The sequence below is a fragment of the Stenotrophomonas sp. YJH_SMC_101-4 genome (genome assembly GCF_059370395.1).
Map to the genome: position 1 here is coordinate 53,714 of NZ_JCAFTP010000006.1, position 12,761 is coordinate 66,474.

Below are 12,761 nucleotides of genomic sequence, written 5' to 3' on the forward strand. Positions count from 1 at the left end.
TCAGAGTTTCTCCAGCTGCGCCCGTGCCTGCGCGGCACCACTGCCCTGCGGCTGCAGCGCCAGGTAGGTGGTGTAGGCCTGCTTCGCCTTCGCCTTGTCGCCTGCGTTGAAGTAGGCATCGCCCAGGTTGAGATAGGCCACCGCACGCGAGGGGTCGATCTTCAGTGTGTTCTCCAGCCAGCGCGCCGCTTCGGCATAGCGCTGCTGGCGGTAGTAGACGAAGCCGAGGTTGTTGGCGGCCTGGGCGAAGTCCGGACGCAGCTTCAGTGCCTCGGTGAACTGGGCTACCGCTTCGTCGTACTGCTTCTCGCGGTACAGCTGCAGGCCGCGGTCATTGGCCTGCTGCGCGCGCTGGCGGTCGGAGGCCGGGCCGGCGGTGGGCACCACCAGCTTGGCCTTGCCGCCCTGCAGGTCGGCCACCGTCACCGGCGCCTGGCTGCCCTTGGCTTCGCTGGCGGCTTCAACCTTGTTGTTCAGTGCGATTGCATCGGCGGTCAGCTGGCGCGTATCGGCGTTGAGGAATTCCTGGCTGTCGGGCACCTGGAACACGAACTCGCCGCCCTGCGAACCCGGCAGGCTGCCGAAGGCCGGGGTCTGGTGCGAAACGGCTGAGACGGCCGGCGCCACGTAGGCGGCCAGTTCGGTACCGGTGATCAGGCCATCGCCGTTGAGATCGCCCTTGCCAGCCAGCGCCTGCAGCAGCACCCAGGTGAACACCGAGTGGCCGTTCGGGCCGGCATCGGCCACCTGCTGGTCGGCGCCGCCGGCGGTCAGCATCTGCCGTGCGCTGCGACGAGCGTTCTCGCGCAGGAACGACGACGAAGAAGGGCCACCACGGGTCAGGCCCAGGCCGCTGTAGCAGGCATCCATCACGAACATCACGTGCTTGGCCTGCATGCTCTCGGCAATGTTCTGGATGTCGGTCATTGCGATGGCGTCGGTGGCGAACTCCTTCGGGTCCGAATCCACCGGAATGATGTAGCCCAGGTCACGCCCGGAGGCGAGTTGGCGGGTGGCGCCGTGGCCGGCAAAGAACACGAACACGCGGTCGTTCTTTCCGGTGCGGTCATCGGCCAGGCGGTCGTGGAAGGCGGCCAGGATGTTGTTGCGTGTGGCCTGCTCGTTCTTCAGCACGATCACCTGCGAAGACGGGAAGCCGAACTGCCCGGTCAGGGTATTGGCCACCGCCTGCGCATCGTGGCTGGCGTATTCCAGCTTTGGCCACTTGGCGTAATTGTCGATGCCGACCACGATCGCCCACGACTTCTCGTAGCCGGCGGTGACGGTGGCGGCGCTGGTGTCACCCTTGCGCGCGCGGGCGACGGTGAAGTCGCGGCCGTTCCAGCCTGCGAACTGGTAGCCATCGGCAATCAGCCGGTCGAGGATCTGCGGCAGCGCCTTCACCGCACGGTCGTGGATGTCATGGAACAGGATAATGCCGCGCTGTTCCTTGTTCACCTGGTCGAGCACGCGCTGCACGATCGATTCCGGCACCGGGTCGGCCCAGTCCATCGAATCGATGTTCCACATGATCGACTTCAACCCGGCTTCGTTGAGCAGCTGCAGGCCTTCGGCATTACGCGCGCCATAGGGGAAGCGGAACAGCGGCGCGCGCTTGCTGTCGACATCCTTCAGCAGCGTGTCGGTGTCCAGCACCTGCTGGCGCAGCGCATCGCCGGTGGTACGCGACAGCTGCGCATGGGTCAGGCTGTGGTTGCCGACGGCGTAGCCCTCTTCCATCAGGTTGCGGCTGATCTTCGCCATCGGCCCGAGGCTGACCTTGCCGTCGGTCTCGACCTTGCCGAGGTTGCGGCCGACCTCGAAGAACACGGCCGGTACGTCGTAGCGCTTGAGGATGGCCACCACTTCATCGGTATAGGCTTTGTGCGGGCCATCGTCGAAGGTCAGCACCACCGTCTTCGGCGGCAGGTCGCGGCCGAAGATCTCGCGTTCGCTGTCCTTCATCGACATCGGGTACGGCTCGATCACGCCGTAGTCGCGCAGGATCGCTTCGCGGCTGTAGTGCTTGTGCAGGTGCGCGATGTAGTCGTCCCACTTCTCGCGCTTCAGTTCGATGGCACGGGTGCGCTCGAAGCGGCTGAAGATGCGGGTCAGTTCCTGGTTGTAGTTGCGCTCGATCTCGTCCAGCGCCTCCAGGTCTTCGCCGATGCGCTGGTGCAGCTTCACTGCCGGCAGCGACGAATCGGCGCCGACGCGCTCATGCAGATCGCGCAGCACTTCTCGGAAGGCCAAGCGGTCGGCGTCGAACAGCTCCGGCGCCGACTCGATGTAGTCCAGCACAGTGCCGAGGGTGGCGAAGCGCTGCGGACTGGAGCCGCGCAACAGCGTGTCGAACTGCGCGGCGATCGCCGTGCGCTGCTCCAGGCCATCGTGGAACAGCTGCTGGCCCACACGCGTAGAGGTGCCGCGGTCGGCAGCCGACTGCTGGTCCTCGTCAGCCAGCAGCACGATGATCCGGCGGTAGCCGTCGAGCTGCTTCTGCAACGCAGCCAGCAACGGTGCGGCGGCCGGATCGGCGGCGGCCGCGGCCTGCGCGCTGGGCTGGGTGACGGTGGTCGCCGGTGCCTTCGCATCCTTGTCGCCACAACCGGCAACGACCAGGGTCAACAACAGCGAGGGCAGGAACAGGCGGAACGACGACGCACGCGGCATGGCGGACTCGATGGATGCAGGATCGGTGTGCCGGCGATTCTAACGCCGGATGCGAAAAGCCCGCCTTGCGGCGGGCTTCTGCTGGGGTCAGCCGGCCAGCGGCCGGCTCTACCGATTACTTCTTTTTGACCGGGGCCGGCGCGGTGGTGGCCGGGACCGGCTCGCCGCCATGGCGCTTGGTCATCCACCACTGCTGCAGCAGGCCCAGGCCGCCGTTGACCACCCAGTACAGGACCAGGCCGGACGGCATGAAGGCCATCATGACGCCGAACACCAGCGGCATGAACTGCATCATCTTCTGCTGCATCGGGTCCATGCCCGGTGCCGGGGTCAGCTTCTGGGTGAACCACATCACCGCCACGTTGATCACCGGCAGGATGAAGTACGGGTCGCGTGCGGTCAGGTCCTGGATCCAGCCGAACCAGGGCGCCTGGCGCAGTTCGACCGATTCCACCAGCACCCAGTACAGGGCGAAGAAGATCGGCATCTGGATGAGGATCGGCAGGCAGCCGCCCATCGGATTGATCTTTTCCTTCTTGTACAGCTCCATCATCGCGGTCTGGAACTTCTGGCGGTCATCGCCATAGCGTTCCTTCAGCTGCGCGATGCGCGGCTGGAAGCGACGCATCTTCGCACCGCTCTTGTACTGGGTCGCCGACAGCGGGTACAGCACCAGCTTCAGCAGCACCACCAGGCCGACGATCGCCCAGCCCCAGTTGCCCACCAGCTTGTGCACCTGGTTCAACACCCAGAACAGGCCCTGGCCGATCACCGCCATCATCGAGAAGCGGCTGTAGTCGACCACGCGGTCCAGGCCCGGCACATCTTCCTTGGCGATCAGGTTGACCAGCTTCGGGCCGACCCACAGGCGGGCTTCGGTGCTCGTGGACTGGCCCGGTGCCACGGTGAAGGCCGGGCCACGCGCTTCGATCAGGTCACGACCGGCCACCTGCGACAGCACGTAGTGTGCGGTCTGGTCCTTCTGCGGGATCCAGGCAGTGAAGAAGTGGTGCTGCAGCATCGCCAGCCAGCCGCCGGTGATGTTCTGGTTCAGCGTGCCGTCTTCCAGGTAGTCCTTGAACGCACGACGCTGGTACTTCTTGTCGTTGTCGTACCAGGTGGCACCGTTGAAGCTGAAGGAATCCGGGTTGGTCATGCTCCGCGACAGGATGGTCGGGGTGCGGTCCAGGGTGCGGTAGACGTAGCCGTTCCAGGGAGCGGCACCAGTGTTGCTGACTTCGTCCTTGAAGCGCACGGCGTACTCGTTGCGCGAGACGGTCAGGGTGCGCTTGATGGTCACGCCGTTGTCGGCGGCCCACACAAACGGGATCTGCAGCTCGTTCTGGCCCTTGGCCAGCACGAAGTCCTTGGTGTCACCCACCAGCTTGAAGCCGTCAGCGCCGGGGACCGGGGTGTTCTTGTCTTCGCTGGCCCAGCCACTGATCGCGCTGTACGGATGCGCGGGGTCTTCGGTCAGCAGGCGGACCGGCGGGCTGCCTTCGTCCTTGGTCTGCGGGAACTGCAGCAGCTCGGCGTCGAGCACGCGGCCGCCATCGAGCACCAGGCGCAGGACGTCGGTGGTGACGGTCACGCGCTGGCTGGCGGGGGTGGCGCTGGCCTGCGCCTGCACGGCGGCCTGGCCGGGCGCACCCGGAACCTGGGCGCTGGGGATGGCGCCCGGGGTTGCGCCCGGAACGCTCTGTGCAGCGGCCGGGGCCGACGTGGTCGTCGGTGCCGGGGTCGGAGCAGCCTTTTCACGGCTCCACTCCATCCACAGCAGCACGGCCACCATCAGCCAGGCAAAAATGAGGAATACGCGGGTCTGGTTCATCAGCGGACAGGCTCGGCGGGGCCGGGACGCGATGCCGGCTCGGTCAAAGAAGGAGTTGCGATGCCATCAGGCGGCGGCATTGTGCCGTCCACGCCCGGCGTGGGCAATGCACGCAGGCGACGCAGCAGGCGCAGGAAGGCCTGGCGGATCTCGTCGTTGCTGGCGGAACGCGCAGCACTACGAGCCACGACGACAAAGTCGCCTGGCTGGATGTCGGTACGTGTCTGACGCAGGATGTCGCGCAGGACGCGCTTGATCCGGTTACGCCCGACGGCGTTCGGATCAACCTTGCGGGAAACCGCCAGACCCAGCCTGGCCGGCCGGTCAGCCGGCAGCCAGTGCAGGGTCATCAGCGGATCGGACACACGGCGGGCGCCGTTGAAGACCGTTGAGTATTCGGCACGCGTGCGAACCCGCGCAGAGCGAGGGAATCGCTTGCGCGGGTCTGCAGTATTCACTGTCGAAGGGATTGCGTCTGCCGCGATGTGCGGCATGGCAATCAGGCGCTCAGGACTTTGCGGCCCTTGGCGCGGCGACGCGACAGGATCTTGCGGCCGTCAGCGGTCTTCATACGGGCACGGAAGCCGTGGTCGCGCTTACGCTTGAGGTTGCTGGGCTGGTAGGTGCGCTTCGTGGCCATTGGGGGCCTCTCGTATGAATGGGACGGAAAGAACCGGAAATTCTAGAGAGGTACCCCGCCCCAAGTCAACCCCTGGCAACTACGCGAATTCACTGGGCTGTGCAATAGCTGTGGATGTTTTTGTGAATAAGTAGGGGACAAGCATTCCGAAGGCGGGCGCTCGGTGGTAGTCTGAGCCATCCATTTCCCCCCTTTCCGGCCTGTGTTTGGGCGCCTTGTCGCGTCCATGCCCCGGCCACCGGACGATTATTGCTGATGGATGCTTGGTCCCGTAGTCTCGAGCGCCTCGAAGCGGAGTTCCCGCCGGAAGACGTTCATACCTGGTTGAAGCCGCTGCAGGCCGATCTGCGCGTGGACAGCCTGGTGCTGTATGCACCGAATGCCTTCATCGTCGACCAGGTCCGCGAGCTGTATCTGGCCCGGATCCGCGAACTGCTGGCGCATTTCGCCGGCTTCAGCGACGTTTTTCTTGAAATCGGCTCGCGCCCGCGCCCTGTGGAGGCGCAGAACGCGCCGGTTTCCACGTCATCGGCGCATGTGTCCAGCGAACCGCAGGTGCCCTTCGCCGGCAACCTGGACAATCACTACACGTTCGCCAACTTCGTGGAAGGCCGCAGCAACCAGCTGGGCCTGGCCGCCGCCTTCCAGGCAGCGCAGAAGCCGGGCGACCGCGCGCACAATCCGCTGCTGCTGTACGGAGGCACCGGCCTGGGCAAGACCCACCTGATGTTCGCTGCCGGCAACGCCATGCGCCAGGCCAATCCGGGCGCGAAGGTGCTGTACCTGCGTTCTGAACAGTTCTTCAGCGCGATGATCCGGGCCCTGCAGGAAAAGACCATGGATCAGTTCAAGCGCCAGTTCCAGCAGGTCGACGCGCTGCTGATCGATGACATCCAGTTCTTCGCCGGCAAGGACCGCACCCAGGAAGAGTTCTTCCACACCTTCAACGCGTTGTTCGATGGCAAGCAGCAGATCATCCTGACCTGTGACCGCTATCCGCGCGAAGTCGAGGGCCTGGAAGCGCGCCTGAAGTCGCGGCTTGCCTGGGGCCTGTCGGTCGCGATCGAACCGCCGGACTTCGAGACCCGCGCCGCGATCGTGCTGGCCAAGGCACGCGAACGCGGTGCCGAGATTCCCGATGATGTTGCGTTCCTGATCGCCAAGAAGATGCGCTCCAACGTGCGCGACCTCGAAGGTGCGCTCAATACCCTGACCGCCCGCGCCAATTTCACCGGCCGCGCGATCACCACCGAGTTCGCCCAGGAAACCCTGCGCGACCTGCTGCGCGCCCAGCAGCAGGCGATCAGCATTCCCAACATCCAGAAAACCGTGGCCGACTACTACGGGCTGCAGATCAAGGATCTGCTGTCCAAGCGTCGGACCCGCTCGCTGGCCCGGCCCCGCCAGGTCGCCATGGCCCTGACCAAGGAACTGACCGAGCACAGCCTGCCCGAGATCGGCGACGCCTTTGCCGGTCGCGATCACACCACGGTGCTGCATGCCTGCCGCCAGATCCGGACCCTGATGGAAACCGACGGCAAGCTCCGCGAGGACTGGGACAAGCTGATCCGGAAGCTGAGCGAATGATGCACGGATGCCGATGAGGCGTCATCGCACAAAACGGTGCAGAATCCGGTAGCAAGCGCGGGACACGTTGTGGATAAAAATGGCGTTTGAAATCGCTCCGAATTTATCCACAGCTTTCCCCACCCCTTGGGGGTCGGTAATACAGAGAGTTTCGAGGTCTGAAATTCTTTTATTTACAAAGACTTAGCGTTGTTTTCCAGCGATTCTGTCTCTACCAGCACCACCAAGCTTTTGATTTATTCCACATTTTTTAAAGCATAGGGGCACGGAACCACATGCGTTTCACACTGCAGCGCGAAGCCTTTCTCAAGCCGTTGGCACAGGTCGTCAACGTGGTCGAACGCCGCCAGACCCTTCCGGTTCTGGCCAATTTCCTGGTCCAGGTGCAGAACGGCCAGCTGTCGCTGACCGGTACCGACCTGGAAGTGGAGATGGTGTCGCGGATCGCGGTTGAAGACGCCCAGGACGGCGAAACCACCATTCCCGCCCGCAAGCTGTTCGAGATCATCCGCGCCCTGCCCGACGGCAGCCGGATTACCGTCTCGCAGACCGGTGACAAGATCACCGTGCAGGCCGGTCGCAGCCGCTTCACCCTGGCCACCCTGCCGTCCAATGACTTCCCGTCGGTGGACGAAGTGGAAGCCACCGAGCGCGTGGCCATCGGCGAAGCGACCCTGAAGGAGCTGATCGAGCGCACCGCGTTCGCGATGGCCCAGCAGGACGTGCGCTACTACCTCAACGGTCTGCTGTTCGACTTGCGTGGCGATGCACTGCGCACCGTTGCCACCGACGGCCACCGTCTGGCCCTTTGCGAAACCGACCTGGCCAAGCCCAGCGGTTCGAAGCGCCAGATCATCGTGCCGCGCAAGGGCGTGACAGAGCTGCAGCGCCTGCTGGAAAGCGGCGATCGCGAGATCGAGCTGGAAGTCGGCCGCAGCCACGTCCGCGTCAAGCGCGACGATGTCACCTTCACTTCGAAGCTGATCGATGGCCGTTTCCCGGACTATGAAGCGGTGATCCCGATCGGTGCCGACCGCGAAGTGAAGGTGGATCGTGAAGCACTGCGTGCCTCGCTGCAGCGCGCCGCGATCCTGTCCAACGAGAAGTACCGCGGCATTCGCGTGGAAGTCTCGCCGGGCAACCTGAAGATCAGCGCGCACAACCCGGAACAGGAAGAAGCTCAGGAAGAGATCGAGGCCGACACCACGGTCAGCGATCTGGCCATCGGCTTCAACGTGAACTACCTGTTGGATGCCCTCTCCGCCCTGCGCGACGAGGAAGTGATCATCCAGCTACGCGACTCCAACTCCTCGGCGCTGGTGCGTGAATCCAGCAGCGAGAAGTCGCGCCACGTGGTGATGCCGCTGCGTCTCTGACGGAAACGCTGTTTCACGTGGAACCCAGAAGCGCCCGGGACCTCCCGGGCGTTTTTTTATGTTCCACGTGGAGCATTGTCGAAACGGATCGTAGAAATCCTGGACGTGCCCTGCTCGGCCCCAAACCAACTCGATCTCGCTTGCTCGAAGCAACTCGGAATCCAGGACGTTGGGAATTCGTCTTGCAGTGCTCGTCGGGCTCCATGCCATCTGGGTTCTGGCAGCGAGCGCTTCGCATGTCCCACTTCGTTGTCCTGATCTTCAATGGTGGAAGCAGCAGATCATCTTCCCCGGGAGGAGGTCCTTCGCTTCTGCAAACGGCACTGTCCACTGGCCGGCTCGGGGGCACACTTGGGCAATCCTAGCTTCTAAATCTGGGTATAAATCTAAAGCATGGTGGTGATGGTAGAGCCAGATTTCGTGGAGAAATGTATTATCTGTTTGTTTTTAAAGGGATTTATGAGCCTGAAACCCCCTGTATAGAGGGCCCTCGGCCTGGGGGGGAACCTGTGGATAGTTTTCAGCGCTGAGCAAAAGGGCTTTTTTATCCACAGATTGCCCATACCTTGTGTATAAGTCATACATGCCTCCTGTGGACAGTGTGGAACTAGCGTCCTGGATTTCTTGAAATCTGTGGAACCCTCCAAGGCATCGGATCGCAGATTTGAAGGAATCGGCGGGGTCATCCGTCGGAACCACCCGCGAGGTGTCCCGCGATGGCCCTGCAGTGCTCATGAAATCGGCGAAATCTGAGGGCCTGGACTCTGGAACCCCGCGCAGATTTGAAGAAATTTCGGGCAGTTCCTGCCCGGAACGGGCGCGTCACCCGCATTCCACGTGGAACGCGTCCATCGATGGGTGCAGAAGCTGCACCTTCGGCTCGACCGGCCTGCCCCGCGCCCGGCTTGACCGATGCAGTAAGCTGATGGATTCCCTGCCCCTCTACCGCCTCGTGCGGATGGTCTTTCGCGCCCCATGCAGATCCGCCGCCTCGCCTTGCATCAACTGCGTCGCTTCAGTGCGGTGGACCTGTCGCCCCAGCCGGGATTGAACCTGCTGACCGGCGACAACGGTGCCGGCAAGACCAGCGTGCTCGAAGCCCTGCACCTGATGGCCTATGGGCGCAGCTTCCGTGGTCGAGTGCGCGACGGTCTGGTGCGTCAGGGCCAGGAAGCGCTGGAAATCTTCGTGGAATGGGACGAACAGCGTGCCAATCACCCGCCGCACCGCCGAAAAGCCGGGCTGCGCCACAGTGGCCAGGATTGGAAGGGGCGATTGGACGGCGAAGATGTCGCGCAGCTGGGTAATCTCTGCGCAGCACTGGCCGTGGTGACGTTCGAGCCCGGGAGCCATGCACTGGTCAGTGGTGGTGGCGAACCCCGCCGCCGCTTCCTCGATTGGGGCTTGTTCCACGTGGAACCGGATTTTCTGTCCTTGTGGCGCCGCTACTCCCGGGCGCTGAAGCAGCGCAACGCCCTGCTCAAGCAGGGCGGGCCGTCGCGGATGCTCGATACCTGGGATCACGAGCTGGCCGAGGCCGGAGAACCGCTGACCAGCCGCCGCCAGCACTACCTGGAGCGTCTGCAGCAGCGCACTGTGACTTTGGCCGCCAGCCTGGCGCCGCAACTGGGCATCCACGGACTGGACCTGAGTCCTGGATGGCGGCGGCATGAGCTTCCCTTGGCCGATGCCTTGCTTCTGGCCCGGGAACGTGACCGGCAGGCCGGGTATACCTCGGTCGGCCCGCACCGGGCGGACTGGAGTGTGGATTTCCACAGCATTCCGGGGCGTGATGCGCTGTCCCGCGGCCAGGCCAAGCTGACGGCATTGGCGTGCCTGCTGGCACAGGCCGAGGACTATGCGGAACAGCGCGGCGAATGGCCGGTGATCGCGCTGGATGATCTGGCTTCGGAACTGGATCGCACCCACCAGGCGCGGGTATTGGAGCGCCTGCTCAATGGCCCGGCACAGATCTTCATCACCGCCACCGAAACCCCGGCGGCGCTGCAGGAACTGACCCACATCGCCCGGTTCCACGTGGAACATGCACAGATCGTGGCTGTGCCATAGTGGGCACACCAGGGCCGCTCGACCCCGGCTGGTATAATTCGGGTTGGAATCCTTTCATTCTCGGCGCATCGCCCCAAGCGGTGGCCGACCTGCGGAGCCTACGGCAAGCGCAATGAGCGACGAACAGAACACCCCGGCAAACAACGGCAATTACGACGCCAACAGCATTACCGCCCTGGAAGGCCTGGAGGCTGTCCGCAAGCGTCCAGGCATGTACATCGGCGACGTGCATGACGGTACCGGTCTGCACCACATGGTGTTCGAGGTCGTCGACAACTCGATCGACGAAGCGCTGGCCGGCCACGCCGACCATGTTGCAGTGACGATCCACGCAGACGGCTCGGTCTCGGTGTCCGACAACGGCCGCGGCATTCCGACCGGCAAGCACGAGCAGATGAGCGCCAAGCTCGGCCGCGAAGTGTCTGCGGCCGAAGTGGTCATGACCGTCCTGCACGCGGGCGGCAAGTTCGACGACAACAGCTACAAGGTTTCGGGCGGCCTGCACGGCGTCGGCGTCAGCGTGGTCAACGCGCTGTCGCAGAAGCTGCTGGTGGACGTGTTCCAGAACGGCTCCCATTACCAGCAGGAATTCAGCAACGGCGCAGCCGTGACCGCGCTGGCCAAGCTGGAAGCCACCACCAAGCGTGGCACCACCGTGCGTTTCTGGCCGTCCACTGTCGCCTTCCACGACAACGTGGAGTTCCACTACGACATCCTGGCCCGCCGCCTGCGCGAGCTGTCGTTCCTGAACTCCGGCGTCAAGATCGTCCTTGCCGACGAGCGTGGTGATGGCCGTCGCGATGATTTCCACTACGAGGGCGGCATCCGCAGCTTCGTGGAGCATCTGGCCCAGCTGAAGACTCCGCTGCACCCGAACGTCATCTCGGTCACCGGCGAGCACAACGGCATCGTGGTGGACGTGGCGCTGCAGTGGACCGACTCCTATCAGGAGACGATGTACTGCTTCACCAACAACATTCCGCAGAAGGACGGCGGTACCCACCTGGCCGGTTTCCGCGGTGCGTTGACCCGGGCGCTCAACAACTACATCGAGCAGAACGGCATCGCCAAGCAGGCCAAGATCAACCTGACCGGCGACGACATGCGCGAAGGCATGATCGCGGTGCTGTCGGTGAAGGTGCCGGACCCGAGCTTCTCCAGCCAGACCAAGGAAAAGCTGGTCAGCTCCGACGTGCGTCCGGCGGTGGAAAATGCCTTCGGTGCGCGCCTGGAAGAGTTCCTGCAGGAAAACCCGAACGAAGCCAAGGCGATCGCCGGCAAGATCGTCGATGCCGCCCGTGCACGTGAAGCTGCGCGCAAGGCCCGCGACCTGACCCGCCGCAAGGGTGCGCTGGATATCGCTGGCCTGCCGGGCAAGCTGGCCGACTGCCAGGAAAAGGATCCGGCACTGTCCGAACTGTTCATCGTCGAGGGTGACTCGGCAGGTGGCTCGGCCAAGCAGGGCCGCAACCGCAAGAACCAGGCGGTGCTGCCGCTGCGCGGCAAGATCCTCAACGTGGAACGCGCGCGCTTCGACCGCATGCTGTCCTCCGACCAGGTCGGTACGCTGATCACCGCGCTGGGCACCGGCATCGGCCGTGACGAGTACAACCCGGACAAGCTGCGGTACCACAAGATCATCATCATGACCGACGCCGACGTCGACGGCGCCCACATCCGCACCCTGCTGCTGACGTTCTTCTACCGTCAGATGCCGGAGCTGATCGAGCGCGGTTACGTCTACATCGGCCTGCCGCCGCTGTACAAGATCAAGCAGGGCAAGCAGGAGCTGTACCTGAAGGACGACCCGGCGCTGGACAGCTACCTGGCCAGCAGCGCAGTGGAAAACGCTGCACTGGTGCCGGCCACCGGCGAGCCCGGCATCGAAGGCCTTGCGCTGGAGAAGCTGCTGCTGGCCTACGCGGCAGCGCTGGATTCGATCGAGCGCAACGCACATCGCTACGACCGCAACCTGCTTGAAGCGCTGGTCGATTTCGTACCGATGGACCTGGAAAGCCTGCGCGCTGCCGGTGAAGGCGAGGGCCTGGATGCACTGGCCAAGCGCCTCAACCAGGGCAGCCTGGGCAGCCCGCGCTTCACGCTGGAACTGCAGGAAGCCAACGACGAGCGCCCGGCCGCTGTGCTGGTGACCCGTCGCCACATGGGTGAACAGCACATCCAGGTGCTGCCGATGTCGGCCTTCGAAAGCGGCGAACTGCGCGCAATCCACCAGGCATCGAAGCTGCTGCACGGTCTGGTCCGCGAAGGCGCGACCATTTCCCGCGGTGCCAAGTCGATCGAAGTCGACAGCTTTGCCAAGGCACAGAACTGGCTGCTCGAGGAGGCCAAGCGCGGCCGCCAGATCCAGCGATTCAAGGGCCTGGGTGAAATGAATCCGGAGCAGCTGTGGGACACCACGGTGAATCCGGAAACCCGTCGACTGCTGCAGGTGCGCATCGAAGACGCTGTCGCTGCTGACCAGATCTTCAGCACGTTGATGGGCGATGTCGTCGAACCGCGTCGCGACTTCATCGAAGACAACGCGCTGAAGGTCGCAAACCTGGATATCTGACACAATCGGGAC

Annotated in this window: 8 protein-coding genes; 4 read left to right on the plus strand and 4 right to left on the minus strand. The window is 63.9% G+C overall.

The window, feature by feature from the left end:
* The 4 genes from AC5P8D_RS18875 to rpmH form a co-directional block, all read right to left on the minus strand.
* Positions 1-2,673: a polysaccharide deacetylase family protein gene (locus tag AC5P8D_RS18875; protein WP_495203574.1), complete on the minus strand. Its 2,673-nt coding sequence runs from the start codon at positions 2,671-2,673 to the stop codon at positions 1-3.
* A 115-nt stretch (positions 2,674-2,788) separates the two neighbouring features.
* Positions 2,789-4,504, minus strand: coding sequence for a membrane protein insertase YidC (yidC, locus tag AC5P8D_RS18880; RefSeq protein ID WP_057503117.1), 1,716 nt, complete (start codon positions 4,502-4,504; stop codon positions 2,789-2,791).
* A complete protein-coding gene (rnpA, locus tag AC5P8D_RS18885; protein ID WP_021203275.1) occupies positions 4,504-4,998 on the minus strand; it encodes a ribonuclease P protein component in 495 nt (164 codons plus the stop codon). Before rnpA ends, yidC begins: the two co-directional genes overlap by 1 nt.
* 5 nt (positions 4,999-5,003) lie before the next feature.
* Positions 5,004-5,144 (minus strand): 50S ribosomal protein L34, encoded by a 141-nt coding sequence (gene rpmH, locus AC5P8D_RS18890; RefSeq protein WP_005411729.1) that lies wholly within the window; start codon positions 5,142-5,144, stop codon positions 5,004-5,006.
* A 255-nt stretch (positions 5,145-5,399) separates the two neighbouring features.
* Here rpmH and dnaA point away from each other — a divergent pair, with 255 nt between their 5' ends.
* From dnaA to gyrB, 4 genes are all read left to right on the plus strand, one after another.
* On the plus strand, positions 5,400-6,731 hold the full coding sequence (dnaA, locus tag AC5P8D_RS18895) for a chromosomal replication initiator protein DnaA (RefSeq protein WP_057503118.1): 1,332 nt from the start codon (positions 5,400-5,402) through the stop codon (positions 6,729-6,731).
* 275 nt (positions 6,732-7,006) lie between these two features.
* Positions 7,007-8,107 (plus strand): DNA polymerase III subunit beta, encoded by a 1,101-nt coding sequence (dnaN, locus tag AC5P8D_RS18900; RefSeq protein WP_005411731.1) that lies wholly within the window; start codon positions 7,007-7,009, stop codon positions 8,105-8,107.
* 975 nt (positions 8,108-9,082) lie between these two features.
* The gene (gene recF, locus AC5P8D_RS18905; RefSeq protein ID WP_010487428.1) at positions 9,083-10,177 is read left to right on the plus strand and encodes a DNA replication/repair protein RecF; all 1,095 of its coding nucleotides are present in this window, start codon (positions 9,083-9,085) and stop codon (positions 10,175-10,177) included.
* 112 nt (positions 10,178-10,289) lie between these two features.
* On the plus strand, positions 10,290-12,749 hold the full coding sequence (gyrB, locus tag AC5P8D_RS18910; RefSeq protein WP_495203575.1) for a DNA topoisomerase (ATP-hydrolyzing) subunit B: 2,460 nt from the start codon (positions 10,290-10,292) through the stop codon (positions 12,747-12,749).
* Positions 12,750-12,761: the final 12 nt, after the last annotated feature.

What these genes read in the sequence shown, in the direction of transcription:
- AC5P8D_RS18875 (WP_495203574.1), bottom strand. Translation starts at nt 2,673, where the DNA reads ATGCCGCGTGCGTCGTCGTTCCGCCTGTTCCTGCCCTCGCTGTTGTTG.
- yidC (WP_057503117.1), bottom strand. Translation starts at nt 4,504, where the DNA reads ATGAACCAGACCCGCGTATTCCTCATTTTTGCCTGGCTGATGGTGGCC.
- rnpA (WP_021203275.1), bottom strand. Translation starts at nt 4,998, where the DNA reads ATGCCGCACATCGCGGCAGACGCAATCCCTTCGACAGTGAATACTGCA.
- rpmH (WP_005411729.1), bottom strand. Translation starts at nt 5,144, where the DNA reads ATGGCCACGAAGCGCACCTACCAGCCCAGCAACCTCAAGCGTAAGCGC.
- dnaA (WP_057503118.1), top strand. Translation starts at nt 5,400, where the DNA reads ATGGATGCTTGGTCCCGTAGTCTCGAGCGCCTCGAAGCGGAGTTCCCG.
- dnaN (WP_005411731.1), top strand. Translation starts at nt 7,007, where the DNA reads ATGCGTTTCACACTGCAGCGCGAAGCCTTTCTCAAGCCGTTGGCACAG.
- recF (WP_010487428.1), top strand. Translation starts at nt 9,083, where the DNA reads ATGCAGATCCGCCGCCTCGCCTTGCATCAACTGCGTCGCTTCAGTGCG.
- gyrB (WP_495203575.1), top strand. Translation starts at nt 10,290, where the DNA reads ATGAGCGACGAACAGAACACCCCGGCAAACAACGGCAATTACGACGCC.